The organism is Dyadobacter chenwenxiniae (assembly GCF_022869785.1).
Taxonomy (GTDB): Bacteria; Bacteroidota; Bacteroidia; order Cytophagales; family Spirosomataceae; genus Dyadobacter; species Dyadobacter chenwenxiniae.
This window is the reverse complement of record NZ_CP094997.1, coordinates 6,127,882-6,154,878: the sequence shown is the minus strand read 5'-3', so window position 1 is coordinate 6,154,878 and position 26,997 is coordinate 6,127,882. Positions and strand designations below refer to the sequence as shown.

24 protein-coding genes are annotated in these 26,997 nt (G+C 45.3%); 11 read left to right on the top strand and 13 right to left on the bottom strand.

All coding sequences use genetic code 11. The features are described 5' to 3' along the window. Nucleotides 1-82: 82 nt before the first annotated feature. The gene (locus MUK70_RS26400) at nt 83-970 is read left to right on the top strand and encodes a DUF72 domain-containing protein (RefSeq protein WP_234657167.1); all 888 of its coding nucleotides are present in this window, start codon (nt 83-85) and stop codon (nt 968-970) included. Nucleotides 971-1,015: 45 nt separating this feature from the next. Here the strand turns inward: MUK70_RS26400 and MUK70_RS26395 are convergent, their stop codons facing one another. Next, nucleotides 1,016-1,966, bottom strand: coding sequence for an MBL fold metallo-hydrolase (locus tag MUK70_RS26395; protein WP_234657168.1), 951 nt, complete (start codon nt 1,964-1,966; stop codon nt 1,016-1,018). 48 nt (nt 1,967-2,014) lie between these two features. On the opposite strand from MUK70_RS26395, the gene MUK70_RS26390 reads away from it, so the two are divergent. Both MUK70_RS26390 and MUK70_RS26385 read left to right on the top strand, forming a co-directional pair. Then, nucleotides 2,015-3,499, top strand: coding sequence for a cryptochrome/photolyase family protein (locus MUK70_RS26390; protein ID WP_234657169.1), 1,485 nt, complete (start codon nt 2,015-2,017; stop codon nt 3,497-3,499). Between the two features lie 57 nt (nt 3,500-3,556). Beyond that, entirely contained in the window at nt 3,557-4,000 is a 444-nt protein-coding gene (locus MUK70_RS26385; protein WP_234657170.1) for a GNAT family N-acetyltransferase, read from the top strand. A gap of 11 nt (nt 4,001-4,011) precedes the next feature. Here the strand turns inward: MUK70_RS26385 and MUK70_RS26380 are convergent, their stop codons facing one another. Together MUK70_RS26380 and MUK70_RS26375 are read right to left on the bottom strand one after the other, a co-directional pair. Then, the gene (locus MUK70_RS26380; protein ID WP_234657171.1) at nt 4,012-4,383 is read right to left on the bottom strand and encodes a helix-turn-helix domain-containing protein; all 372 of its coding nucleotides are present in this window, start codon (nt 4,381-4,383) and stop codon (nt 4,012-4,014) included. Nucleotides 4,384-4,389: 6 nt separating this feature from the next. Next, a complete protein-coding gene (locus MUK70_RS26375; RefSeq protein ID WP_234657172.1) occupies nt 4,390-4,692 on the bottom strand; it encodes a type II toxin-antitoxin system HigB family toxin in 303 nt (100 codons plus the stop codon). Between the two features lie 153 nt (nt 4,693-4,845). Here MUK70_RS26375 and MUK70_RS26370 point away from each other — a divergent pair, with 153 nt between their 5' ends. Then, complete coding sequence (locus MUK70_RS26370; RefSeq protein ID WP_234657467.1) at nt 4,846-5,898, top strand: AI-2E family transporter; 1,053 nt, start codon at nt 4,846-4,848, stop codon at nt 5,896-5,898. 37 nt (nt 5,899-5,935) lie between these two features. Here the strand turns inward: MUK70_RS26370 and MUK70_RS26365 are convergent, their stop codons facing one another. The 4 genes from MUK70_RS26365 to pdxR all read right to left on the bottom strand — a co-directional run bounded on the left by MUK70_RS26365 (nt 5,936) and on the right by pdxR (nt 10,935). Next, the gene (locus MUK70_RS26365; protein ID WP_234657173.1) at nt 5,936-7,237 is read right to left on the bottom strand and encodes an ABC1 kinase family protein; all 1,302 of its coding nucleotides are present in this window, start codon (nt 7,235-7,237) and stop codon (nt 5,936-5,938) included. Between the two features lie 2 nt (nt 7,238-7,239). Further along, nucleotides 7,240-7,926 (bottom strand): TetR family transcriptional regulator C-terminal domain-containing protein, encoded by a 687-nt coding sequence (locus MUK70_RS26360; protein ID WP_234657175.1) that lies wholly within the window; start codon nt 7,924-7,926, stop codon nt 7,240-7,242. Nucleotides 7,927-8,058: 132 nt separating this feature from the next. Next, nucleotides 8,059-9,405, bottom strand: a complete 1,347-nt coding sequence (locus tag MUK70_RS26355) for a D-arabinono-1,4-lactone oxidase (protein WP_445438796.1) — start codon at nt 9,403-9,405, stop codon at nt 8,059-8,061. 48 nt (nt 9,406-9,453) lie between these two features. Continuing rightward, nucleotides 9,454-10,935: a MocR-like pyridoxine biosynthesis transcription factor PdxR gene (gene pdxR / locus MUK70_RS26350; RefSeq protein ID WP_234657179.1), complete on the bottom strand. Its 1,482-nt coding sequence runs from the start codon at nt 10,933-10,935 to the stop codon at nt 9,454-9,456. 89 nt (nt 10,936-11,024) lie between these two features. Between pdxR and MUK70_RS26345 the strand changes: the two genes are divergently transcribed. After that, nucleotides 11,025-13,040 (top strand): TonB-dependent receptor plug domain-containing protein, encoded by a 2,016-nt coding sequence (locus MUK70_RS26345; RefSeq protein WP_234657181.1) that lies wholly within the window; start codon nt 11,025-11,027, stop codon nt 13,038-13,040. A gap of 53 nt (nt 13,041-13,093) precedes the next feature. Further along, a complete protein-coding gene (locus MUK70_RS26340) occupies nt 13,094-13,969 on the top strand; it encodes an alpha/beta fold hydrolase (protein ID WP_234657182.1) in 876 nt (291 codons plus the stop codon). Here MUK70_RS26340 and MUK70_RS26335 read toward each other — a convergent pair. The 5 genes from MUK70_RS26335 to MUK70_RS26315 form a co-directional block, all read right to left on the bottom strand. Beyond that, the gene (locus MUK70_RS26335; RefSeq protein ID WP_234657183.1) at nt 13,950-14,939 is read right to left on the bottom strand and encodes an NAD(P)H-quinone oxidoreductase; all 990 of its coding nucleotides are present in this window, start codon (nt 14,937-14,939) and stop codon (nt 13,950-13,952) included. The two genes, MUK70_RS26340 and MUK70_RS26335, sit on opposite strands and share 20 nt — an antisense overlap. A 26-nt stretch (nt 14,940-14,965) precedes the next feature. After that, on the bottom strand, nt 14,966-15,334 hold the full coding sequence (locus MUK70_RS26330) for a YccF domain-containing protein (RefSeq protein ID WP_234614966.1): 369 nt from the start codon (nt 15,332-15,334) through the stop codon (nt 14,966-14,968). Between the two features lie 16 nt (nt 15,335-15,350). Next, nucleotides 15,351-15,959, bottom strand: coding sequence for a pseudouridine synthase (locus MUK70_RS26325; protein WP_234657184.1), 609 nt, complete (start codon nt 15,957-15,959; stop codon nt 15,351-15,353). An 11-nt stretch (nt 15,960-15,970) separates the two neighbouring features. Then, nucleotides 15,971-16,327: an endonuclease domain-containing protein gene (locus MUK70_RS26320; protein ID WP_234657185.1), complete on the bottom strand. Its 357-nt coding sequence runs from the start codon at nt 16,325-16,327 to the stop codon at nt 15,971-15,973. Between the two features lie 811 nt (nt 16,328-17,138). Continuing rightward, the gene (locus MUK70_RS26315) at nt 17,139-18,215 is read right to left on the bottom strand and encodes a DUF3500 domain-containing protein (protein WP_234657186.1); all 1,077 of its coding nucleotides are present in this window, start codon (nt 18,213-18,215) and stop codon (nt 17,139-17,141) included. A 160-nt stretch (nt 18,216-18,375) separates the two neighbouring features. Here MUK70_RS26315 and MUK70_RS26310 point away from each other — a divergent pair, with 160 nt between their 5' ends. From MUK70_RS26310 to MUK70_RS26290, 5 genes are all read left to right on the top strand, one after another. Then, nucleotides 18,376-19,719 (top strand): deoxyguanosinetriphosphate triphosphohydrolase, encoded by a 1,344-nt coding sequence (locus MUK70_RS26310; protein WP_234657187.1) that lies wholly within the window; start codon nt 18,376-18,378, stop codon nt 19,717-19,719. A gap of 105 nt (nt 19,720-19,824) precedes the next feature. Next, nucleotides 19,825-20,949: an FIST signal transduction protein gene (locus tag MUK70_RS26305; RefSeq protein WP_234657188.1), complete on the top strand. Its 1,125-nt coding sequence runs from the start codon at nt 19,825-19,827 to the stop codon at nt 20,947-20,949. Nucleotides 20,950-20,957: 8 nt separating this feature from the next. After that, nucleotides 20,958-22,286, top strand: coding sequence for a sensor histidine kinase (locus MUK70_RS26300; protein WP_234605264.1), 1,329 nt, complete (start codon nt 20,958-20,960; stop codon nt 22,284-22,286). A gap of 33 nt (nt 22,287-22,319) precedes the next feature. Beyond that, nucleotides 22,320-22,751, top strand: coding sequence for a response regulator (locus tag MUK70_RS26295; protein WP_234605266.1), 432 nt, complete (start codon nt 22,320-22,322; stop codon nt 22,749-22,751). A gap of 26 nt (nt 22,752-22,777) precedes the next feature. Further along, nucleotides 22,778-24,778 (top strand): hybrid sensor histidine kinase/response regulator, encoded by a 2,001-nt coding sequence (locus MUK70_RS26290; RefSeq protein ID WP_234657190.1) that lies wholly within the window; start codon nt 22,778-22,780, stop codon nt 24,776-24,778. Here MUK70_RS26290 and MUK70_RS26285 read toward each other — a convergent pair. Beyond that, nucleotides 24,771-26,996, bottom strand: a complete 2,226-nt coding sequence (locus MUK70_RS26285) for a xanthine dehydrogenase family protein molybdopterin-binding subunit (RefSeq protein WP_234657192.1) — start codon at nt 26,994-26,996, stop codon at nt 24,771-24,773. The two genes, MUK70_RS26290 and MUK70_RS26285, sit on opposite strands and share 8 nt — an antisense overlap. Nucleotide 26,997 lies beyond the last annotated feature (1 nt).

Below are 26,997 nucleotides of genomic sequence, written 5' to 3'. Positions count from 1 at the left end.
ATCATTTGAAATTTTCCCGTCTGTTTAAACAGACGGAAATTTCAAATAATAATACATATTAATTCATTTTAGACGTTCGACCATGAAATTCGGGAAAGTTGATAATCCAGAAGACATTGATTTTAAATTGCCAAACGATGCGACAGCTAATAAGAAATTATTGAAGGACGCAAAAAAGGGCAAGCCGAATATTTACATTGGTTGTGCTAAATGGAATAAGGCGGATCTCAAGAGCTTTTATCCGAAAGGAACAAAAGATGAGCTGGGTTACTATGCAACCCAGTTCAACAGCATTGAGCTGAATGCCACTTTTTACAACAACTTCCCCGTTGAAACGATCGAAAGCTGGTACAACAAAACGCCGGCTGAATTCCGGTTTTTTCCAAAGTTACATCAGGGAATAAGTCACTGGAAACGCTTAAAAGACGCAAAAGAGCCGACAGAAGTGTTTCTGGATGGCATTTCACATTTGCAGGAAAAGCTCGGAATGCTCTTTCTGCAAATGCCTGATAATTTCGGGCCTAAAAATTGGGATGTATTAAAAGCATATCTGGAAGAATGGCCGTCAGGCTTTCCATTAGCCTTGGAGCTGCGTCACACAGGCTGGTACGACGGCTCGTTTGACAGCGAAGAACTTTATGCGGTTTTAGAAAAAAATAACATTACCCACATCGTAACCGACTCAGCTGGTCGCCGCGACTTGCTGCACATGCGGCTGACAACGCCGACTGCATTTGTCCGCTACAATGGCGCAAATGTTGATTCGGACTACACCAGATTGGACGATTGGTTTGAAAGATTGAAATTGTGGGTGGAGGAAGGGATCGAAAACATTTACTTTTTCGTTCACCAAAACCACGAAGAAGCGTCCCCGCTGCTATCTGCCTACCTGATCGGGCAATTCAATGAAAAGCTGGGAACAGAGCTCAAAGTGCCCGCGCAACCGACACCTGCTCCTGCTAAAAAATAATGTTTCCAACTTCCAGGGCGAATGTAATTTTCGACCTGGAAGCTGTTATTTCAATTCAAATGCTTTGCCCTGTTCGGGAAAGATCAGATTTAATCGTAAAGTATTTTCTGCGGCTAGTTCGGCCTTGATTTTCTGGACATTATCACCACCTGACTTCATGTGCGTGACAACGACATTTAACCCTCTCAAACTTTCTGCACCGGCATTTTCTGCCAACACATTCAGCTCTTTCATAAACCATTTCGGAGTCAAATGGCCATACAACTGTCTGTCTTGCTGATTATTGGGATAAGAAACTTCTAAAAAGATCCCAGCGAGCTGCTTCGCCTTAACCAGCGGTGCAATTGCTTTCCAAACCGTTGCCATCTTATCCGACTTCTCCACTTCATCGGGCCCGGTATCGCCAAAATATAACACATAACTTTCCCCTTTCCGGATCAGAAAGGCGGTGCTTTCATACGGGCTGGAATGGCTCAGCCTGAATATTTTAACCACCATTTCCGTCTGCTCAACATTCACTTCCTGATCTTCGCCGAGCATTTTATAACTGTATTTTTTCAACGCCGGACTAGCCCCTTCATTGGCAAGGTTAGGCCAGCTCTGCCAATTGAAATAATGCTTTTTGAGCGTCTCAATGCAATATTCTGTGCCGTAAATATTCTTGGCAGTGTCTTCCACAGAGTTGATAACCATGCCTGAAAGATGGTCTAAATGCGGATGAGAGATCAGGTAGGCTTTGATATATTGTCGCAAAACGACATCAGCAGGAACTGGAAAAACCTTATTAGCCACAGCTTTTGCGATCCCGTTTGTAACTGTTCCTGCATCCAGGCAAACAAATGCATTTGATTTTACAGGTGCGACCATATAGGCCGACAAATTGCCATCCTCCCCTCCGCCTTTCACACCTAACGGAACGACGCGAAAACCGCCCTGCGCAATGCAAAAACTGATCGATAAGATAAATGCCGGAAGTGACGATATGAGGATTCGCATGATTTTAGTAAAGAAGTTAGCCGATAGTAATCGGCAATTGAAAGACAAATGAAGTCAATTACATTAATTTTTCCGCACCAGCTATTTGAGAAACATCCTGCGCTGGCGCCCGAACGGGAGGTGTTTCTGGTTGAAGAAGATTTATTTTTCAACCAATATTCATTTCACAAGCACAAGTTGGTTTTCCACCGCGCTGCCATGCAAGCCTATAAGTCGTATTTGGAAGGCGAAAAACTGAATGTGCATTACATTGAAGCGCAAAACGCACTGGCTGATGTAAGGAAGCTGGTTCCTATGCTGAAAAGTAAGGGCGTGGAGGAGATTCTCTATGCGGATGTCACGGATAACTGGCTTCAAAATAGACTCTCAACCGAAGCGAAAAAGAACCAGATCGAGCTTATTTCATTCGAAACGCCGATGTTTATCAATTCGAAAAAGGATTTGGAAATGTATTTCATGAATAAGAAAAGATATTTCCAGGCGGATTTCTACACGGCTCAGCGGAAAAAATATAAAATTCTTATCGACGAAGCAGGCGATCCAGAAGGCGGAAAGTGGAGCTTTGATATTGAAAATCGATTGAAATTTCCTAAAAAGCAAAAGCCGCCTGCGATCGAATTTCCAGCTGAAACTGATCATTACAGCGAAGCAAAAAGTTATGTTGAAAAACATTATTCAAACAATTATGGCAATGTTCCGGACACAATCCGGTTCCCTATAAGCTTCAAAGAAAGCGATGCCTGGCTGGATCAGTTTATGGCTAAACGCTTCGAAGAATTTGGGAAATACGAGGATGCAATGGTCATTTCAGAGCATTTTCTGCACCATAGCGTACTGACGCCCATGCTAAATACGGGCTTACTGACACCCAAAAAAGTCATTAACGAGACGCTGCGCTTCGCACGAAAACATGATATTCCACTCAATTCTGTCGAAGGTTTCGTCCGGCAGGTGATTGGCTGGCGCGAGTTCATTCACGGTGTTTACGAATTCAAAGGAAGCAAAGAACGGACGCGCAATTACTGGGGCTTTACCAGGAGGATTCCTGAGTCATTCTGGAACGGGACAACGGGCATTGAACCTGTCGATATCGTCATCAAAAAGGTGCTTGACATTGGTTATTGCCATCATATTGAGCGGTTGATGGTCATTGGAAACTTCATGCTATTATGTGAATTCGACCCGGACGACGTCTATCGCTGGTTTATGGAGCTTTTTATCGATGCTTACGATTGGGTGATGGTTCCTAATGTTTACGGCATGAGCCAGTTTGCTGACGGCGGCCTCATGGCAACCAAACCTTACATTAGCGGCAGTAATTACCTGATGAAAATGAGCGATTTCCCCAAAGGCGATTGGCAGCAAATATGGGACGGGTTGTTCTGGCGATTTATGGATAAAAACCGCCAATTTTTCCTGAAAAATCCGAGACTAGGCATGTTAATCAGGACATTCGACAATATGGACGAAACTAAGAAGCAAGCACATTTAAAGCACGCAAATGACTTTTTGAATAAGCTTGATAAACCATAAGCTGCTAGTCATGTGCTTATCGCCTAATTTCGCAATTCATATACCGAGACACCAACGATGATCAGAACAAACAGCGAAAATCCGGATTTCAAAAAGCTAACCGACCAGCTCGACGACGAACTTTGCGCTATTTACAACACCAATAAGGCTGATTACGAAGAATATAACCTCATCACGAATCTGCCAACTGTGATTTTGGCTTATGACAATGACACCGTAATAGGCTGCGGATGCTTCAAAATTTACGATGAAAACACAATCGAGTTGAAGCGCATGTTTGTAACTCCTGCATTCAGGGGCAAAGGCATCGCCTCTTCCATGGTCAGGAAATTAGAACATTGGGCAATAGAGCTCGGCTTCCGCAACGCGGTCCTGGAAACCGGAACCGGCCAGCCCGAAGCAATCGCCATGTATCACAAACTAGGCTACTTCAATTACGAAAAACCCGGCCTGAACCAGGAAATTGGTCACAGCGTGTTTATGCGGAAGCAGCTTGTTTAGAAATTTCCGACTTAAATATGGTGTAAAATAAAATCCGCAGGGATATTTAGCTCCGTATGCACTGCCTTTATGAAGGGAACATCCGGCCGCTGCTTTCCGCTCAGGATTAGCGACAGTTTTGCATTACTTACACCCAGTTTGGTAGCAAGATCCTTCTGTTTTAATTTCAGCTCATACATCCGCAACTCAATCATTCCCTGAAAAGTCCTTGGCGGCTCAACATAATAATGCTTTTTTTCATAAGACTGCGCCACGAGGGCCATTGTACGGAGTTTTTCTGATTCTTCCGAGGAGAGGTTAGCCTCCCCTTTATTCATTATGTCCAGTATCTCTTCCATGATACGGTCATATTCCCGTTCACTTTTTATCTCTTCAAGTTCCATGTTCTTCTATTTAAATTTGATAAGCGATGCGTCTATCAGGTCATATTCAGCGTGCGTACCAATAAAGAGAATATAAAGGGTTCTGACGTTAAAGTTTATGAGTGCTACCAGCCTGTATTTATTCCCTTTAATATTAAAAACATATCGGTCATTGCCAACCGAATCGACGGAATTAAAGACTTGCTTTACATCATGAAAATGAGCCCAATTCGATCGCTCCACAATCTTATACCAGCTCCCTAAAGCTTCTTCCGAATCGTGATGCTTTTTCCCAAATTCTCTTATAGCTTTATAGCTAAGTATTACCATTATATGATAGTGTGTTTCAAATCAAACTTACAAGAAAATTAATATTTTTAAAAATTATTTAGAAAATCTAAACTAAACACATTGTCTTTACCTATAACCCCCGCCCCGTTCCACCAAAAATTCACCTATTCCCTCCTGGCAATTGGCCTGGTCATGCTGGGGATTTACCTGGGGCAGGACATTATTGTCCCGCTGGCGATGGCTGGATTGATTGCAGTTTTGCTGAGGCCGGTGGAGGCTTGGTTTACCCGGATGGGGATGCATAAGGTGCTGGCAATCACGCTGGCGGTGCTCCTGGCGGTTGTGATTGTCTCAGGCGTCGCAATCCTGCTCTCGATGCAACTTTCGGATTTTTCGGATGAGTGGCCTAAGCTGAAACGCAACATTAATGAGTTTTATCGCGATGCGCGGCGGTGGATCCGGCGGGAATATAGCGTCAGTTATAGCAAGCAGGCCGAATATCTTAAAAACGCCCAGACGAAAACGCTCGAAAATTTCCAGGGTGCCGAGACGCTAGGCGTTGTCACAGGACCATTGGCAACATTGATCCTTATCCCTATTTACGCATTTCTACTCCTTTATTACCGGACCATGCTGCTGCATTTTATGGTCGTTCTCTTTGCGGAAGAGCATAAGCCGCGGGTGCTTGAAATTTTGGGAGAAATCAAATCCATCATTCAAAGTTACATGGTGGGCTTGCTTTTGGAAACGACGGTTGTTGCGGTGCTGAATTCCGTTGGATTACTGTTGCTTAATGTTCAATATGCGATGCTGCTGGGCATTATGGCTGCTATCCTTAACCTTATTCCCTACATTGGCGGACTTGTGGCAACGGCCCTGGCGGTAATGGTAACGTTCATTAGCCATCCCGATGCCCATACATTACTGGGCGTCGTAGGCGTATTTATTGCGGTTCAGTTTATTGACAACAACTTCCTGGTGCCGCTTATAGTGGGTTCCAAAGTGAAGATCAACGCATTGGCTTCAATCGTCGGCGTGCTTGTTGGCGGCGCATTGGCTGGTTTGTCAGGAATGTTCCTTTCGATTCCGGCGATCGCCATGCTGAAAGTGGTTTTTGATCGCATTGACGGGCTCAAACCGTGGGGGATTTTACTGGGTGATCAAACGCCTGAACAAGCAAATAATAACCTGTTCAGGCTTGTAAATAAGCGAAAGCCAAAAAAGAAAACCGACGAAGATGTTTAGTCCTTCGCCGGTTTGAAATAATTTAATAATCAATCAATCACAATGCTAATTGCTTCGTTTCAACAGTCGCTTTCAAATCGTGCAGCAGGCTGAAAAGCCCGAAGAATGTGCGGTTGATATAAATGAAATGTTTGGATCCACGGTTCACATTCATTTTCCGCAGCTCCTTATCATTCGCGTATTTCTCGCCCAATGCCGCCAGTTTCCCAAAAAATGCTTCATCTGAAAAATCGAATGTTTCAGACTGGAATGGCTGCGTTAGCAATCCAAGTATTTCTTTGAAAAGCTTCGAGAAATATATTGTCTCCTGTGGCGTATCCTTGCTCGAAAGAATTTCCAAAGCTTCCATTCTTGAATAGAAAATTTCAGGATCATTCAATTTCTCCGGCTCGGCCAACTCAAAATATGGTGTATAAAACGAATCCGGGATCTCTTTAATGCACCCAAAATCGATGGCGATCAAATTTCCCGCTTCATCAACAAGGAAATTGCCCGGATGCGGATCGGCGTGCACTTTTCTCAGTTGGTGAACCTGGAACATATAAAAATCCCAAAGCGCCTGCCCGATCTTGTTAGCCAAATGCTGATCTGTATTCATTTTAGTGAACTCAGACAAATGCTTGCCCGTCATCCAATCCATTGAAATCACCTTTTCGCAGGACAATTCAGGATAATATTTCGGAAAACGTAAGTTCGGGATATGTGCGCAAGCCTCGGCAATTTCCGTGCTCTGGGCTATTTCGAGAAAATAATTGGTTTCCTCGGTAAGCTTGGTTTCCACCTCTTTAAAATACTTATCCGAATCTTTCGCTTGAATGTTGAACATGCTCATGGCAATCGGTTTCACCATCGCCAGGTCAGAAGAAATGCTCTCTGCAACGCCCGGATACTGGATTTTAACGGCCAGATCTTTTCCATCTTTCGTCGCCTTATGCACTTGGCCAATGCTCGCAGCATTGATCGCATTGGCGTCGAAAGAATCGAAAAGATCCAACGGGGATTTGCCAAAATACTTTCTGAATGTCTTCACAACAAGCGGTGCAGACAGCGGAGGAACTGAAAATTGGGACAAAGAAAACTTCTCCACGTAAGCCTGCGGAAGGAAATTTTTCTCCATACTCAGCATCTGCGCCACTTTCAATGCACTGCCTTTCAGGTTTTTAAGTCCGTCGTAAATATCCTCAGCGTTGTTTGTATTCAAATTATCCCGCGCTGACTCGGGATTGGTGATCTTCTCACCGTAATATTTCAAATAGTTACCCCCGATTTTTACACCGGTCGAAATCAATCTGGTTGCACGCTGAATTTTCGAAGTAGGGATGCTGTCAATTGTTTCCATTCCTACTTCAACTTTTCTTTAATGAGAAATTTACCAAAATCAATCACACTTTCCAGGGGCGTGATATCAATGAGATCAAATGTTGCCCGGATTGATTTTTCGATGAAAAGATCTGTCTTTTCAAAGCCAATAGACTCGTCGTCAAGCCAGAATTTGAGCGTTATCATAAACTGGATCCACGCACCTTCTTCCAATGCATCCTGCTGCGCTTTGCGGACCCGCTCGCTTTTGGATTTGAGATAACCGTCGCTGATCTCGCTGATAAATGTTTTGAACTGGCTCCTGAAATCCTTCAACTTCATCAACCCGGCCAGGCGGTTTTTTTCACTTTTCAGATCAAAAACAGCATAACTCCTGTTGGCCGTAAGTATCTCAAAATAAGTGAAATAATAAGTCAGAAGCTTATCCCTGAAACCAAGCACAGCCATGTCATCGCTTTGGTTCATGAGCTCAACAGCGAGTCTGTGAAAGCTCACAAAAACGCTTTTTTCTATTGCTTCAATCGAAGAGAAATGTTTGTAAAATTCCTTTTCAACAATGCCATGACGCTTGCAGAACAAGTAAACCGATTCCGGCTTTTTGTTCTGTTCAAGGCAATCGTGCATATATAATTCTGTAATCTTATCGGATGTGATTTCCCGGGCTGCTGCAGGTTCTGCAATCGGAAGTTCCCTTAATTTTGCTGCCATTATTTTACTTGGTTTACAATGTATTAATCCACGCTTACAAAACGAATGTTGGTCAGCATAAAATATTCATAGCGGACTATTTAGCAACAAAAATAAGGGTCATAATCATTCACGAAACGGCTTATATTTTCCTCAACTTCTAGGAATATTCAGGTTAAGGAAGTCATTTCTGAATTTGCCATTCGGGTCCCATTCCTTTGCAAGCGCTTTAAATTCCTCCATTTTCACATAGCGTTTTGCAAGGAGATCGGGTGAAACGGAAAACAGTTTCCCCCAGTGCGGGCGCACATCATAAGGCGCCAATTCGCGCTCAATGATCGGCAGCAGCTTGCTAACCGCATCCCATTCCTGTTTCCAGGTAAAATGAATGGCCACAGAATCCTGCTTGTAGCAAGGGCTCAGCCAGAAATCATCCGCAGCAATAGTCCGGATTTCGGAAGTGAGCAAATGCGGGCCAACCTGACTTCCAAGTTTGGAGATAGCCATAATGGCGTCCACCGCGTTTTTTCTCGGCACAAAAAATTCCGATTGCAGCTCAACGCCGCTGCTGGGCGTAAATCCCATCTTAAAATGCGGCAAGCGTTCATACCAGGGGCCGGAAACGCCCATTTGCTCCGTGCAGTTTTCAGCAGAAAGTTCGGGAATCGGATGTAGGTTTTTGGTTGCCAGTTTAGCCCCAAAGAATTCTTTTTCAGCTTTCAGAGGCTTTCCATCCTCAATTTTTTGCTTAACCCAAACTTCCGTAATGTCCTGACTCTGCCAATTTGTAAACAAACTAACACTATATCCGCTCGATTCTATTTTTTCAAAATTATCCTTCAACTGATCCAGAGGCAGATTTTCGTAAACAAACTGTCCCATCATAAAAGTCGGCACCACATCCAGCGTCACTTTTGTAACCACACCCAAAGCGCCCAGATTCACAACGGCCGCATTAAATTTATCCCCATCATTTTTACGACTTAGTTGCATCACATCGCCAGCCGCGGTCACGATTTCCATCGCCGCAACTGCCGTAGCGAGATTTCCATTTTTATCCCCGGAGCCATGCGTAGCCGTAGCACAAGCGCCGGCAACCGAAATGTGCGGAAGCGACGCGAGATTATGCAGCGCAAAGCCTTTTTTATGCAAATACGGACTCAATTGACCGTATTTCATGCCCGAATTCACAGTCACCGTTTTATTTTTTTCATCCAAAACAATGTGTTCCTCCGCATTAACCAGCGAGATAAACTGATCCTTCGTGTCCGCAATGTTGTTGAAACAATGCCGTGTTCCGAGCACTTTCAGCTTGGGATATTTTTTGACAATTTCCTGAACCTGCCTCAAAGTCTTCGCCTGATCCAGGCGTTCGGTGCTGTATTCCAGGTTTCCGGCCCAGTTTTTCAGTTTATCGGCCTTTGCCCAGCCGGTTAATGGTGAAAATAATGGAGCTGTCATGAATGCTGTTGATAGTTTTATAAAAGTTCTCTTATTCATAAGTTTGGGAAGGAAAGCAAAGTGAAAACCGGAACGGATATGATTAAATCACAAATTAATTGAATAATTCAGGATTTCAACCGCCGTTCTGATTTCTCCGTCGTCCAGGTTCCCGAATCCGAGCCGCATCGCACTGAGCTGGCCGGTTTGGAAAAGCAATGTCTGGGGCAAATGCAGGTTTTGTTTCAAACAGGTTTTGCTAACCCGCATCAAATTAATGTCTTTTCGCCACTCCGTCCAGATTGCCAGCCCGCCGGGCGGTGTTTTAAAGTTCAAATATGCTTCAAAATGAGTGCGCAGCAATGTATCCAATAGATCGCGTCGCTGGTGATAAACCTTTTGCGCTTTCTTGATATGCCGCTGAATTTCACCTTCATCCAACAATTCCCCCAAAGCCTGCTCCATCATCAGATCGCCCTGCCGGTCGATGATCCTCCGGAATTTCCCGAGTTCGGTAATCAGATTTTGAGGCGCAACAATGTAGCCGGAACGTAATCCGGGCGCCAAAGCTTTGCAAAATGAGCCGATGTAAACCACCATTCCCGCCGGATCGGCGCTTGCCAGCGGCAAAACCGGACTGCTGTTGTAATGAAAATCATAGTCATGGTCATCCTCGAGAATGATGAAACCATATTGCACCGAAAGATTTAGCAATTCCATGCGCCGCTCCGCGCTAAGCGTCACAGTGGTTGGGTAATGATGGTGCGGCGTAATGTACAGCATTCGAATGCGCTTCGTCTCGCACAATTTTCGCACCGCCTCCACAGAAATGCCCTGCTCGTCGACCAGAACGGAAATAATGTTGGCCCCGGCCTGCTGAAAAATCATATTCGCCACATAGTAACTCAGGTTACCCACCACTACGTTATCGCCTTTTTTTAGAAGCAGCATAGATGCCAGATAAATGCCCATTTGTATTCCGCGCGTCGTGATAATATTCTCCTTTCCAATATGCAATCCCCGCGTATTGTTCAGATAATCAGCCAGTTTTGCTCTAAAAAAAGCATTGCCTTCAACGTGGGAATAGCTGAGTAATTTGCGGTTGTTATTTCTTCTTAAAACACTCGAATAGGCTTTTGCCAGCTTGTCCATTGGAGCCAGGCGCACGTCGGGAAGTCCGTCGGTGAATTCCAGCTCGGCTTTGGAAACGGACACAGGCCTGTCCAAAAGCATGCTTTCTTCAAATGCAAAACCTGCTTTTTGGGGATATTTAACCAAATAATCCGCATTGAAATGCAACGGGTTTGCGGAATGAGCCGGTGATTTTTGGGTAACAAATGTTCCTTTATTCGGCCTGAGTTCGATCCAGCCTTGTGCATCTAGCTCATTATAAGCCGCAACCACCGTTTTTCTGTGCACTTCCAGAATTCCCGCGAGCGAGCGGGTTCCCGGCAACCTTGCACCCGTATACAACACGCCGCGCTGGATCGCATTGATCATCTGACGCGAGATTTGCAGATAAACCGGCGTTATATTTTGCCGGTCAATGGTTACGATATTTTGGAATGGAATTTCAACCGGACTACTCATAAACTTAAAACCGGAGCATGTTAACAGTCCGGCAAGATAGTAAGTTTGTCCAAAATAAATTTGATTCTGATATCACAGCCATGATGACAATGCTACAATCTTCTTTTTTGATCTGGGTTTTGAAAAACCCGGCAAAGTTTGTTTTTCTGATTTTGAAAAACCCGGTGATTTGTTTTGCCTTGCTGTTGTGTACCCCGGTTTTTGCGCAGGATATTTCACTCGATCCTGTTACTGTAACCTCTTCACTTGTCGAAAAACGCGCTTCGCAAACTGGGCGGAACATTGCTGTCATTAAAGGTGAATATTTCCAAAACCTGCCCGTGCACAGTATTGATGATCTGCTTCGTTATGTGCCTGGTGTGGAAATTCAGGCGCGCGGCCCCATGGGCTCCCAAAGCGACATTGTGCTGCGCGGCGGAACATTTCAGCAAGTGCTGATCATCTTGGATGGATTAAGGCTCAATGATCCGAACACAGGCCATTTTAATGCCTATATCCCCATTTCTCCGTCCGAAATCGAGCGAATCGAAGTTTTAAAAGGTGCTTCCTCCGCGATTTATGGCTCCGATGCTGTGGGTGGTGTGATTCATGTTATTTCCAAAACATTTGCTGCGCGCTTACAGTCCGGAAATGAGGATGAAAGTACTATGGGAACGCTAAAAACGAGCATTAATGGTGCATTAACCGCCGGACAGTATGGTTTAAAAAATGCGAATGTGGGTGCATTTGTACAAAAGGACAAACTGGCGATTTCAGGCGGTTTTTTGTCAAATAATGCCTCAGGCGTTCAGCAGCGGGGAATTAAGGGATATTTTCATAACAACACGGCGTCCGTTTCTCTCAATTATGCGCTTTCTCCCAGCTTGAATGTGGCCGTACGGAGCGCCTATGATCATCGCGATTTTGCTGCGCAAAATTTTTATACAGCCCTCAAATCCGATACGGCGAGTGAGAAGGTGGAAACCTCCTGGAACCAGATTAAAATTGGTTACAAGACAGAAAAAACGGCCATTACGCTGGATGGAGGCTATAAATTTGTTCGAGACCAATATTTGTTCAATCCGCATTCTATTGCCAACAACAGCAAATCACAGTTGTGGCAAGGCTTGCTAACCTGGCAGCAAACATTCACGCAAAGCACGAACCTGATTGCGGGGCTTAACTATCAAAACCGGAACATTGCATCCAACGACCGCGGCGATCATGCCCTGAGCCAACTCGCGCCGTTTGTGTCCTTGGTTCAAAATATTGGAGCCAATTTCACCGTAACGCCTTCTGTAAGATTAGATTGGCGTGAAAGCATCGGTTCGGAAGTGGTGCCTCAGGTCAATTTATCTTACAAAAAAGACAACTGGCAATTTCGCGGCAGCGCGGGCAAAACCATCCGGGACGCAGACTTCACGGAGAGATTTAATAACTACAAAAAAGCATTGGTTACAGGCGGAAATGTAGGAAATCCTGCATTAAAGGCCGAGAAATCATTCAGTTATGAAGCCGGGGCAGACTGGTTTTTGACTAATAGCAACACAAATCAGCTCAAAATTTCAGGAACATTTTTTCAAAGACTTCAAAATGACCTGATCGATTACGTGTCAACGCCTTATGCCCAAATGCCTCGTAAGGAAAATCTAGCTCCTACGGGGACCTTTGGCTTAGCATTGAACATTGCGGAAGTGAATACAACTGGTTTCGAAATTGATTTTCAAACTGTTAACTCATTTTCAACTGATCAGAAATTGATTTTTAATGCAGGGTTAACCTGGCTGAAAAGCGAAAGCAGCAACTTAGAACCCTCCTTCTATGTGTCGTCCCACGCCAAGTTCCTGGGCAACTTTTCTGCCATTTATCAGGTTTCCGGCTTCTCGGTCAGTCTGAACGGTTTGTATAAAAACCGGGCAGAACGCGCGGCATCAGCCATCGAAGCGAACATTTCGAAAGATTATTTTTTATTAAACGCAAAGGCAGAATATGCTTTTTTAAATCGCAGCCTGGCTGTATTTGTGCAGGCCGACAATGCATTTGATGTTCAGTACAGTGATTTGCTTGGCTCCAAAATGCCGGGACGCTGGGCCATGGCCGGTTTGAGATTCAATTTTGTAAAATAGGCAATCTTTATTCTCTGCCAGCCCGTATATTCGAATAGCTTTCCGACATTATTATGCTTTCGAATATCAACATTCCCTGGATTTGCCTGACCATTTACCTAACGGTCCGCAGCGCCGAGATTTTCGGTCAGTCCACGATAAATGGTGCAAACCGACCGTTAGAAAAATCGTTTGCGGCAAATCAGGAGAATGATCATACTTTATCGGATGGAACGGCGACTACTCACGAACGATCTTCAACGCCAGACCCCGATAAAATGAATCTTTATTTTTTAAGCGGCTTGGGAGCCGACAAACGCGTTTTTAGCAAATTAGTATTGGACGAACGTTTTGCTGTTCACTATATAGATTGGATCAAGCCTGAGAAAAAAGAGACAATTGCACATTATGCAAGCAGGCTGGTAGCACAAATTGATACAACGCGGCCATTTCAGCTGGTTGGATTATCTTTTGGTGGCATCGTTGCCTCCGAACTTGCAAATATTGTGCATCCGGAGCAGATCGTAATCATTTCGAGCACGCCAACAGGCGTTCCGATCTCCAAATTTTATCAGGGATTAACCAAATTTCTGTTGCTCAGCCCATTCGCTGCCCCATTTTTGAAGTCGACAAATACATTTACTTACAAATTTTTCGGTGCAGACACGCCTGAGCTGAAAGCGCTGCTCAAATCCATTTTACATGACACCGACAGCAAATTCCTGAAATGGGCTTTGGTAAGAATGGGAACCTGGAAAAGAACGGATAACCTTGAAAATCTGTATCACATCCACGGCACAGCAGACAAGTTGATCCCGATCAAAATGGTGAAACCCGATGTCTCCATTGATGGCGCAGGACATTTGATGGTTTACGCGCAGGCCAAGCAGATTTCGGATATTTTAAACAAAAAACTGAGCGACAATTGGGTTAAGAATCCCAATCATTGATCAAAATAATCTTCCCGATATGCTCGCTCGTTTCCATCAATGCGTGTGCCTTGGATGCTTCTTGCATGGAAAATTGAGCTGCGATCACGGTTTGGAACTTTGCAGATTCGATGACCGGCCAGACATTCGTAAGGATTTCTTTTGTTAGCGCGGTTTTGAATTCGTTGCTTCTGTTGCGTAACGTGCTACCAGTGATTGTCAGCCGTTTTTTCATAATTAGTCCAAAATCCACTTCTGAGCCTTCGAGCTTGCTGCCTTTCATGGTGTTTATAAAAACCAGTCTGCCATCTTCCCGCAACAGTTTGATATTTTTTGGAATATAATCACCTCCTACCATGTCCAGAATCACGTCTACACCTTCATTTTTGAGCTTTTCTTCAAAGTCTTGGATTTTGTAATTGATACAAATATCTGCACCCAGAGCGACGCAAGCTTTACACTTTTCCTGTGAGCCAGCCGTCGCAAACACTTTTGCACCAAAAGCCTTCGCAAGCTGAATCGCCGTTATGCCTATCCCGCTCGTCCCGCCGTGGACGAGGAAATTTTCTCCGCTTTTCAAATTGCCCCGTTGAAATGCATTATGCCAAACGGTAAAAATGGTTTCAGGAAGAGACGCAGCCTGCACAAAATCGCAGCCATTGGGAACGGGCAGACAATGCCCGGCATGCGCAACGGCATATTCCGCATAACCGCCTCCCGCCAACAATGCACAAACGGCATCGCCTTTTTTCCAATCAGCAACATGATGTCCAACCTGTTCAATAATTCCGGCAACTTCCAACCCTGGAATATCCTGCGGCGCCCAAGTCGGCGGCGGATAATTTCCCTTGCGTTGGAAAACGTCGGGACGGTTGATCCCTGCGGCATAAACTTTGATCAGAACCTGGGCATCAGCCGGTTGTGGCGTTGGCCGCTCCTCCATTCGAAGCACTTCAGGGCCGCCAGGTTGCGAGATTACAATGGCTTTCATATTTTTACTGTCAGATGAGATAATGACTAGTAAATTTCTTTGCCAAACGGCGTGAAGGACAAGCTCATCAATTTAAAATGTTGCCGCGCAAAAGGGAGGCCAATGATGGTAATGGCGAGGATTACGCCAAAAACAAGGTGCGTGATAGCGATCCAGATCCCGCCCAGCACGATCCAGATAATGTTAAAAATAGTGGACAAACAGCCCGTATTCCCGGGAACATCCCGCACCTGCTGCCCGAAAGGAAACAGCGTAAGCAACCCGATTTTGAAACATTGAACGCCAAATGGAATGCCAATGATGGTCAGGCAGAGCGCAAACCCGACAATCATATATTCCAGGAAGACGATAAATCCGCCAAAAATGAGCCAGATAATGTTGCCTATTAAGTTCATGTCGGGATGATTTTAGTTATTTCCAGTTATCGATCTTCAATAACCTAAAAAATTCTTTCTCTTCAATCTCTTTTACACCACCGGCAACAAGGTCGCCCAGTTCCAGGTCCTCTATACTGGTTCTGATGAGTCGTTTGCAGCGATGACCAGCGGTCCGCACCATTTTCCGGATCTGGTGAAATTTCCCTTCTGTTAATGTGATTTCAAGCCAGGTGTTGGGCACTCCTTCCCAGCTTTCACTCGAATGCGGTGGTAATATCTCAGGCCTCGGAATAATTTCAACTTCGCAAGGAGCCGTCACATATTCAATGCCTCCTTTTATTTGTATACCAATGCCCGTTCTGAGCTTGTGCAGCGTTTTGTCACTCACATGATGCCCCACATTCACCCAATAAGTTCGCTTATGCGCAACCTCGCCCTGAAACAGCAGATTAGTAACTTTTTTATTAGTAGTAAGGATCAAAAGCCCCTCCGAATGCCCATCCAACCTGCCGATCGCATGAATACCCTCCGGAAAATCAAACGCCAAATCCCCCAGTAACCCCACATCATCAGGGCTAACGAACTGTGAAACCATGTTGGCTGGCTTGTTGATAATGAAGTAACGGTGCGTTGTTGGGGTCATCGAATGCTAAACTAATGTGGGATAAACTTATTAATTAAGTCAATCACATTTTCGATTTCATAGTATATTTCCTCATTTCGAAACCGGATTACCTTGATCTCAAACTCAGCAATCAATTCCGTACGCATTTGATCATATTCCTGATTCTCTTCCGAAAAATGAATTCCACCGTCCACTTCTATAACCAATTTCAATTCATGACAGTAGAAGTCTACTATAAAACGGTGAAGCGGATGCTGCCTTCGAAATTTGACTCCAAGTTGTTTGTTACTAAGCCTGGCCCAAAGTAGTTTTTCAGCGCGTGTTTCATTATCTCGTAATTGCCTGGCCCTTTCGAAAAGAAGCGGCGAAGCACCGTAGTGCATCATAGTGTGTATTTTTTAGTGTGTAGATATTTTAATGTGCTTGTGCCAATGCGCTATGCAAGTTTGCATGTCACTCCGGCCCCCGGCCCCTGAAGGGGAGAGCATGTTGCAAAAATAGTAATTGTTGTGTTAGCTGGTATGCGGTTTGCTGGTGCCCCCGGCCCCTAAAGGGGAGAGCTTGTTACCAACTAGCTGCGGCAAGTCCCTTTTAGGGGATTTAGGGGCAAAACTAGCTCCAATGCGCTATGCAAGTTTGCATTTCCACTCCTGCCCCCGGCCCCTAAAGGGGAAGAGCGTGTTACTAACTAGTAGTGGCAAGTCCCCTTTAGGGGATTTAGGGGTAAAACTAGCTCCAATGCGCTATGCAGGTTTGCATTTTCCACTCCTACCCCCAGCCCCTGAAGGGGAGGGCGTGTCACCAACAAGCAGCAACAAGTCCCCTTCAGGGGATTTAGGGGCAAAACCAGCTCCAATGCGCTATGCAAGTTTGCATCTCTCTCCTACCCCCGACCCCTAAAGGGGAGAGCATGTTAATAACAGGCAGCAACAAGTCCCCTTCAGGGGATTTAGGGGCAAAACTAGCTCCAATGCGCTATGCAAATTTGCATTTCTCTCCTACCCCCAGCCCCTGAAGGGGAGGGCGTGTTACCAACAAGCAGCAACAAGTCCCCTTCAGGGGATTTAGGGGCAAAACCAGCGCCAATGCGCTATGCAAGTTTACATCTCTCTCCTGCCCCCGGCCCCTAAAGGGGAGGGCATGTTACCAACAAGCAGCAACAAATCCCCTTCAGGGGATTTAGGGGCAAACAAGCACTCAATGCGCCTTCTCGTAATGCCTGCGCAACATATCCTCCCCAAAATCACTTTCCAAATCCCTGACAACCGAGTGAATATGATTTCCGCCGTTTTGGGTGTTGTCGAATTCGATGAGGAAGGTGGGGCCGTGGATGCGGTAGTAATGGCCATGGCCTGATCCGATGACGTTTTTCTGGTCTCCCATCCAGGCGAAATGTATTTTATCCAGGCCGCTTTTTTCGAGTTCAGCCCACTGCTGATTTTTTAATGTCACGTGGTAACGCTGCAAATAGGACATGATCAGCTTTTTGAAGGCTACCTTTTGCTCTGCGGTCATTTCTGCCATGGGGATGCCCTGCATTTTTTCCAAAGATGCCTTTCTGGAATTGGAAGTGAACATCTCGTTGGGTGCTGTGCTTCCTATGACGGCTTTTTCCAGCTGTTTTTCACTCAATGATTGTAATAATTCAAATGCGAAATCCTCTTCATTTTTCAAGATCCGCAAACCTTTTTGAGGCACATCCGCCTGTACATTGCCTGGATTACTGCCCATAAAACTGGGCGTGTAAGTGATTTTGCCTTTAATAGACGAAAAATGCAGCGACAAATGATGCCCTTCCATCCGCCAGCCCCAAGGATCACCGCCTGGCTCTCCAAAAACCAGAAAAGCAAAGTTTTCAGGATCGCGGTAAGTGTCGTTGGCGGGGCGTGTTTCAACAACCCTTAGCACGTTTTCCAGATCAATAATTTGCTCTGCTTTGGTATAACCTTCCTGGCTTAAAACCAGCCTGATCATATCCATAGCCACTTTTCGCTGTGCGGCGCTCATCGTTTTGAAGGTGATGCCCTTTCGTTTCCGGGGTGTGAAATTCCAATCGAAACGAGCCGGATCGTCGTAAGGCAACTTGGTTTCTGCCAATTGGTCTGGTGAAAGTGAGTTGAGGAACGTTGTGGCTGCAGCTGACATTTCTTTGGCCAGTTTTTCATCTTTTATATGCACTTTGGCAACATTGTATTCAGCAGCCAGGAAGTTATACAGGCTGCTGAATACGAGCACATTGAACACCCAAGCGATCATTATCAAGGACTTTTTCATATATATCTGATTTGAAAATTCATTGAATCCGTGTACGAATCAAAAGCGCCTTCACTAGCGAAACTACCAGTGCGTTGATTGGCCCTCGCAAAGGGAAACGCCTGTTATTCCTTAATTACGGGAAAGGGGTTAGTTTTGTCGGCAATTAAATTTTTGAATAATGAATTGGGAGAAATTACTTTCGGCAAAGCGGTGGGGCAGTGAGGACAAATACAATGCTGATCCGGCAGAGGCGCGGTCAGAATTCCAGCGTGATTACGACCGGCTGATTTTTTCCTCGCCATTCAGAAGATTGCAAAACAAAACACAGGTTTTCCCGCTTCCCGGCAGCGTTTTTGTACATAACAGGCTAACGCATAGTCTGGAAGTGGCCAGTGTGGGAAAGTCATTAGGAAGGATCTTTTATAACAAACTCAAAAAAGACGATCCCGGCGTTGACGACAAATTGCCGCTGATCAGTGAAATAGGGAACATTGTTTCGGCTGCTTGCCTGGCGCACGATCTGGGTAACCCGGCATTCGGACATTCGGGTGAGGCTGCAATCTCTCATTATTTTACCGATGATGCGGGGTTGAAATATCGCGACAAAGTCACCGAATCGCAATGGGCTGACTTGACGCATTTTGAAGGAAACGCAAATGCATTTCGCATTCTGACGCACCCTTACGCGGGCAAGGGTTACGGCAGTTTTGCGCTCACTTATTCCACGCTTGCCGCCATTGCCAAGTATCCTTGCGAATCCATTGCCGGGCATAACAAATCTAAAATTTACACCAAGAAATACGGGTTTTTCCAATCGGAGCAAGCTGGCTTTCAAAAAATTGCAGTGGACCTGGAATTGGATATGGTTTCAAATTCTCCGTTGGTTTACAAGCGGCACCCACTGGTATATCTGGTTGAGGCAGCGGATGATATTTGTTATAACATTATCGATCTGGAAGATGCACACCGGCTAAAAATATTGTCTTATGGCGAAGTTGAAAAATTACTTCTCAGGCTCTGCAATGATCCAAAAATGCCCGCCAGGCTTTCGGAGATCGATGACGAAGACGCAAAAATCAGTTTGTTAAGGGCCAAATCCATCAGCACGCTGATCTTCCAGTGCTCCGAATTATTTTACAATGAACAGGAAGCCATTCTCAGCGGCGATTTTAACTACGGTCTGGTTGACGCAATTCCTGAACCGTATCGATCTGTGATGAAGGACATCACTAAAATTTCAATCAATAAAATCTACAATTACTCGTCAGTTGTCCAGATTGAAGTGGCTGGCTATAAGGTTATGGGCGGCTTGCTTGAAGAATTTGTTCCTGCTTATCTTAACAATAATTCTCACTACTCACGGAAATTAGTGGATCTTATTCCCAAACAATTTATCACATCCCAAACAGACGATTACGCCAGAATTCAGACGGTTTTAGACTTCGTTTCCGGAATGACAGATCTATATGCGGTAGAACTTTTTAGAAAAATCAAGGGAATATCGTTCCCATCGCTGTCCTAGCGAATTTTGGCATTGTATATATGTTTGGCTGAATGTAAAATTAATTCGTCTGTCAAAAGTTTTCTGTAAATTGTTGAACAAATTCATGAGCCCGACCAATCATTTATGGAAATCAAACAATTGGTTTACACCAATGCCTCCTCTACCATTACATTTCCCTTTACACCGCAATTATTTTTCGTCTTTGGAAACCGGGAACTTCTTGAAAAAAGTGACGTAATCGCCCAACTGGCAACACTTTATCCCGACTCTCTCTTTTCCGGCTGTTCTACCGCAGGTGAAATCTCGAATGTTTCGGTGAAAGATAATACGATCATCATCACCGGGATCCGTTTTAACGATACGACTGTAAGCAGTTCAAAAGTCGCGCTGGAAGACATTCAGTTCAGCAGCATTGAAGCGGGTAAAAAACTCGTTTCCCAACTCCCGAAAGAAGGACTGAAACATGTTTTTGTGGTCTCCGATGGCCTCAAAGTAAATGGCACCGACCTTGTAAAAGGCATGGCCGAGGGACTTGGCTCGGAAGTTTCACTTACCGGCGGACTTGCCGGCGACGGATCACACTTTGCCCGAACGGTTATCATTGAACCGGATGGAAATATCGCCAGTGAAACCGTAGCAGCAATCGGATTTTACGGCGAAAATCTGGCAATCGGCTTTGGGTCACGCGGTGGCTGGGATAGCTTTGGCCTGGACAGGCGTGTGACACGATCCAGGGAAAATATTTTGTTTGAGATTGACGGCGAGCCTGCGCTCGATCTGTATAAATCATTCCTTGGCGACAAGGCCAAAGAGTTGCCTGCTTCCGGGTTACTATTTCCGCTCAGCATGCGGGATAGCGAAGATCGCGCTCCTGTTGTGCGGACCATCCTGGGCATTAATGAAGATGAAAAAAGTCTCACTTTCGCAGGCGACATTCCCGAGGGCTCATTTGTTCGCCTGATGAAGGCAAATAACGACAGGCTCATAAACGGCGCCGAAGAAGCCGCCCAAGCTGCTTCGGAAGGACTTGAAAACAGTCCCGAGTTTGCCATTCTGGTAAGTTGTGTAGGCAGGAAACTGGTGCTTAAACAAATGGTTGAAGAAGAAGTTGAATCTGTGTCCGATGTGCTCGGCAGTCCAGTTATCACCGGATTTTACTCCTATGGTGAGCTGGCGCCATTCAACCGTAACTCGCTGTGTGAGCTGCACAATCAAACAATGACTGTTACAACTTTCAGAGAATACTGACAATGAACATGCCTGAACTTACGGACGTCAATTATCACCGGTTGCTCAAACGTCAAATCCGGAAATCATTGCCGCCTGAACTTGCCGAACATCCTGATTTACAAGACTTTCTTTTATCTGTAAATCAAGCATATATTGAATATCAGGACGATCTGGGCCGCGTGGAGCTTATACTTGAACAAAGCTCCGGCGAGCTCTTCAAAGCCAACCGCGAACTAAGCCGCATTGCCGCCGAAAAAACCGAAGAAGCCGCATTAACCAATAAAAGGCTGGAAGAAGTGGTCAGCAGCATTACGGAGGTTTTGATGCAGCTGGATCAGAGTGGCAACATTATTTATATGAATAAAGCCTGGGAAACCATCACAGGCTACCCTGTAAATGAATGCATTAACCGCAATTGGAGGGATTTTTTTGCGGATTCCGAAGAGGAAATCAGTGAAATGCTGAATTCCGAACATCCCACGATTAATGCGACTATAAAGATTTTTACCTCACAAAGAAAAGAAATCTGGATAGGCGTTTCGCTTACAAGGCAATATCATGAAAACGTCCTTGCAGGCTACATTGGCACTTTTTCTGATGTTACCGAGCGTGTTTCCGCTGAAAAGAAACTAAAATCCTATATGCGCGACCTGGAACGCATTAATGCTGAACTGGACCAGTTTGCCTATGTTGTAAGCCACGATTTAAAAGCCCCTCTACGCGCGATCAACAACCTTTCTGAGTGGATTGAAGAGGATATCAGCCATTTGCTCGAAGGTGAGACGCTGGATCAGTTCAAATTGCTGCGCGGTCGCGTTCATCGCATGGAAAGCCTGATTAACGGCATTTTGTCCTATTCGAGAGCCGGGCGGATCAAGACCGTGAAGGAGTGCTTTGGGATCAATTCTCTTCTGGATGATATGCACGAAACGTTCAGCAGCAAAAAACCGGTCCGTTTTGTCTTCGACGGAAATAGGGCGATGGAGTTGGAAACGGAGAAAATTACATTGACCCAAATCCTCCAAAACCTGATTTCAAACGGCATCAAATACAATGATAAGCCTGAAATCGAAATTACGATTGGCTGGACGGAAGAAGAAAGCCAATACACGTTTTATGTCCGCGATAACGGGCCAGGCATCAGCCCCGAATTCCACGATCGCATTTTTGTTATTTTCCAAACATTGCAGGCACGTGACGAGATTGAGAGCACAGGTGTTGGACTGGCCATCGTTAAGAAAATTCTGGATGAGAAAGGCGGACTGATACGAATCGAATCCACGATGAAGGAAGGCACGAAATTCATTTTCACCTGGCCAAAAAGCGAAACCAAAGAATCAGAAATTTCCTTCTAAATAACCCTTATCCATAACTAGAATTTCACTCAAATGTCCCTCTTAAACCCAGTCCCCATGACCATATTATTGGTTGAAGACGATGAAGTAGATGTGATGAATGTAAAGCGCGCATTTAAGAAAAACAACATTTCCAACCCGCTTGTTGTTGCATCAAATGGCATTGAAGCACTAGAAGTGCTGCGTTCTGTTTCGCCTGAGAGGCCGCGACCAAGAATTGTGCTGTTGGATCTTAACATGCCCAGGATGGGTGGAATTGAGTTTCTGAAAGAGATTCGCCAGGATCCTGAATTGAGTTCATTATCGGTTTTTGTCATGACAACTTCGAATGAAGACAGCGATAAAATCGAGGCATTTAACCTGAATGTGGCTGGCTACATTCTGAAACCATTGTCAATGGACCGCTTCATTTCCGCCGTTTCCACGCTCAATAGTTACTGGACGCTCTGCGAATATCCCGGATAAAACAACAAACGCATATTCTCTCTCCTATGGCACCTTTAAGTATCCTTCTGGTTGAAGACGACGAGATTGACGCGATGAATCTTTTGCGCGCGATCAAAAAGTCTCAGGTTGAGATCGGAGAGGTCAAAATCTGCAAATATGCCGAGGACGCGCTGCTGACCCTGGATTCCTGGGTGCCTGGCTGCGTGTTCCTGGATTACCAGTTACCAAAAACGAGTGGTCTTGAATTACTGAAAAAGATCAAGGAAATGGTGCCGCAGCTGCCCGTCATCGTACTCACATCCCAAGGCGACGAGCGGATTGCCGTGGAAATGATGAAGGCGGGCGCAACCGATTATTATCCTAAATCAGAGATCAATGCAGAGAAGTTAACGAAAGCTTTTCACACCCTCGGGCAAATGCTTGAAGTGGAAAAAGGCAGGGAGGATGCGAGACAGGAATTAGCTGAAAAAGAAGAATTTATAAACAAAATCGCCCTCCTGTCACCGAACATAATCTATGTGATCGACATTGAGAAATGGACCAATATTTTTCATAACAAGCAAATCTGGAAAATACTCGGCTACTCCGAAGATGACATTGTTACCGACTCTAAAAACGAGTTGAAAAAGATCATTAACAACCAGGACCAGCTTACTTTCCGGCGACATTATCATTATATGCGGCATTATGTAAAGGACGAGGATGTGATTGAAAAGGAATTCAGGCTGAAACATAAGGACGACTCGGAAGTCTGGATCATCACGCGGGAAGTGCCGTTTAAGCGTAATGAGCAAGGAACGGTGCAAGAAGTGCTCGGCACGGCCATAGACATTACGAGCCGGAAACAAGCGGAACAGGAACTTATACAAGCCAAACGCGACGCCGAAGAAGCAACGCGTATCAAGTCGGATTTCCTTTCAACGATGAGCCACGAGATTCGCACGCCCATGAATGGAATCATTGGATTTACGGATATTTTGCTAAACAGCGATTTCAAAGGACAGGATAAGGAATATTTGAAAATGATCAAAAATTCCGCTGATAACCTGCTCGTTATTTTAAATGACATTCTTGATTTTTCTAAAATCGAAGCAGGCAAATTTGGGTTGGAAAGCTTCCAGTTTGACCTGAAAGAAAAGCTCGATGTACTGATCAGAACATTTGAAGTGAGGGCACGCGAAAAATCAATCAATCTGCTCTTTGAATGCGCAGATGACGTTCCGCAGATCTTACTGGGTGATGCATATCGTTTGAACCAGATTCTGATCAATCTGGTTGGCAATGCCATTAAGTTTACAGAGAATGGCTTTGTCAAGATCGCCGTTCAGCTCGAAAAAGATCACGGCACGAATGTAGACCTGAAAATCGATGTTTCCGACTCAGGAATAGGCATTTCCGAAGACAAACTAAACGACATTTTCGAAAGTTTTTCACAGGCACATCACAACAATGCCACAAAATATTTCGGAGGAACGGGCCTTGGCCTGAGCATTACCCGGAAAATTACCGAGTTGATGAATGGTACCATTTCCGCCAAAAGCAAACTGGGCGAAGGTGCCACTTTCAGTGTTGTGCTCAACTTTGGAAAAGGAGGAATGTCGTTAGAAGAAGAAGCGCAGGCGCCGGAGAATCTTTCGCTCAAAGGTTTCAGGATATTGGCCGCAGATGATGTCCCTGCTAACCAAATGATACTCAAACATTTATTAAATAGATGGGAAGCAGCGTTTACAATCTGTGGAAACGGGGGAGAAGTGCTGACCAGCTTGCACGAAGACGGTGATTATGACCTTATTTTGATGGACATTCAAATGCCCGTTATGGATGGCATCACGGCAATGAAGATCATCCGCAGCCAGTTTCCAAAATATGCACACATCCCTGTAATTGCCTTTACCGCCGACACTTTCGCCGAAAATGCCCCCGAACTTGAGTCATGCCATTTCAATGATTTCGTCACAAAACCATTTAAAGCAGACGAACTGATCCGCGTCATTTCGCGGCATCTCGCGCTGAATGTGACTGCCCGTCCCGTGGCGGTCAGCTGATTTTACTCCAATCGATTTTTTCAGGTGTAAGCGGAATTTCTCTTAACCTGCTTCCCGTCGCATCAAAAATAGCATTAGCAATCGCAGCTGAAACTGGCCCCTGTGCTGCTTCTCCCGCGCCGAGCGGTTCGAGTTCCAGCCTGTCTATAACAAACACTTCTGTATCAGGCACATCCTCAAAACGAAAGATCGGATATGTTTCCCAAGACTGGCTTTCCACACTATTAGCGCTGTAATTAACCTGCTCCAACATGGTCCAGCTAGCAGCCTGTATCATTCCTCCGGAAGTTTGATTGATAATGCCATCCGGATTGATCGCCTGCCCGGAATCAATCACGCCGGTTAACTTCATCAAACGGTAAGTTTTAGCAGCCCGATCCAGCTTTACTTCCGCCTTTACAGCGAAATAGGAAGCATTATTTTTATATTGAGCAAAAGCGAAACCCTTGCCTGCACCGGGTTCTTTTTTCAAATTCCAGCCTGCTTTTGTCACCAAAGTCATAATCACTTCCTTCGCACGATCGTCCTCCAAATGCTCCAACCGAAACTGAACAGGATCTTTCCCGGCTTTTACAGCCAGCTCATCCATGAAGGATTCCAGTGCGAAAATGCTCCCGTAAGCGCCAAGGCTTCGCAGTGCAGACGTCCGTAAAGGGCCTTTGTAATTGTGTAAGGCAACGTTTTTGGTTTCAAATGCATACAATGGCAGTGCATTGCGATAACTGCCTCCCGAAAATCCACCGCCTTCAAAAGCAAACGGTTTTTCAAGATGCCTTCCTGCAATCAGATGCCCTGCCTTTCCGCCCGGCCGCGAACTATGTGTATCAGACCAAATGTCTGTTTGCCAGGATATTACTTTACCCTCCGCATTCAACGACGCCTTGATTTTCAGCACCATTGCAGATCCATACGGCTCCCATTTGTGCTCATCTTCCCGCATCCATTGCACGCGAACCGGCTTTCCCGGCATTTGCAAAGCCAGTAACGCAGCGTCGCCGCCTACATCATCAGCACCATTGTGCCCATAACAACCCGCTCCCGGCATGCCGATCACCCTGATTTTTTCCAGCGGAATATTTACCAGATTGCTAACCGTACTTCGCAGCGGATAAACACCCTGCGTATGCGACCATATTGTCAACTGATCATCCTTCCAAAGCCCCACCGCGCAAGAAGGACCGATGGAGCCGTGCATTTGGTAAGGCCGTTTATATTCCGCTTCCAGCGTTATTGCGTTCTCCGAAACCGCTTTGTTTACATTTTTATCACCTTCCACTATTTCGCCATCACTGCCGTTTTTGACCATATCGGCATATAGCTGATCCTGTAATGGTGTCATGGGTTTGCTCTCCCACTTCGCCAGCTTTTTCATTTTTTCAAGTGCCTTCATACTCTCATATTCCTGGGAAGCGATCACAGCAGCGAAATTTCCATTGATCACAACCTTTAACACGCCAGGTAATTTTTGAATCAACTCCGTTTGAAGAGAAACGAGCCGGGCACTATAAACCGGCGGCCTCATCACCCGCGCATGCACCATATCCGGCAGGCGGAGATCCTGAATAAAGTGTGTCTTCGCTATCGCAATGTCATTGATATCCGATCTCTTGATTGACTTGCCAACCAGCTTATAATCAGCAGGTTTTTTTCGTTCAGATTTGCCAGAAACTTCGGTTTCCAGCCGTTTTCCCTTCACCAGATCTTTATATGCGATCGTTTTCTGGTTTTTGACTGACATTACAATTCCATTACGGACTGAAAGTTCCCCGACATTTGCACCCAATTCCTTCGCAGCCAATGCCAAAAGATACTTCCTGGCCTCAGCAGCAGCGTTTCTGATCGCGTTTCCGCTTCCTTCAATGGACCCGCTGCCGGCCGTATAGCGCTCGTCCTGCGTTTGTCCGGTGTCGGCAATGACAATCCGAACCTGCTTGATATCAATGTCCAATTCTTCGGCCGCCATTTGCATTAAGGCCGTCCGGATGCCCTGACCAAGCTCCATTTTGCCCGTTAACACAGTCAGAATTCCGTCTGCATCAAAACGAATCCACGAGTCAACCGCTTCGCGGTCAACGATTAATGTTTGCTCGGGCAAATAGCATTCATCCGGCTCAGTAGTAAATCCAAGTCCGGGAACGAGCGTAAAGCCCATTAATAAATAACCCGAACTCCGAAGAAATTCGCGCCTGCCGGATTTTATATCATCGAACTGCTTCATA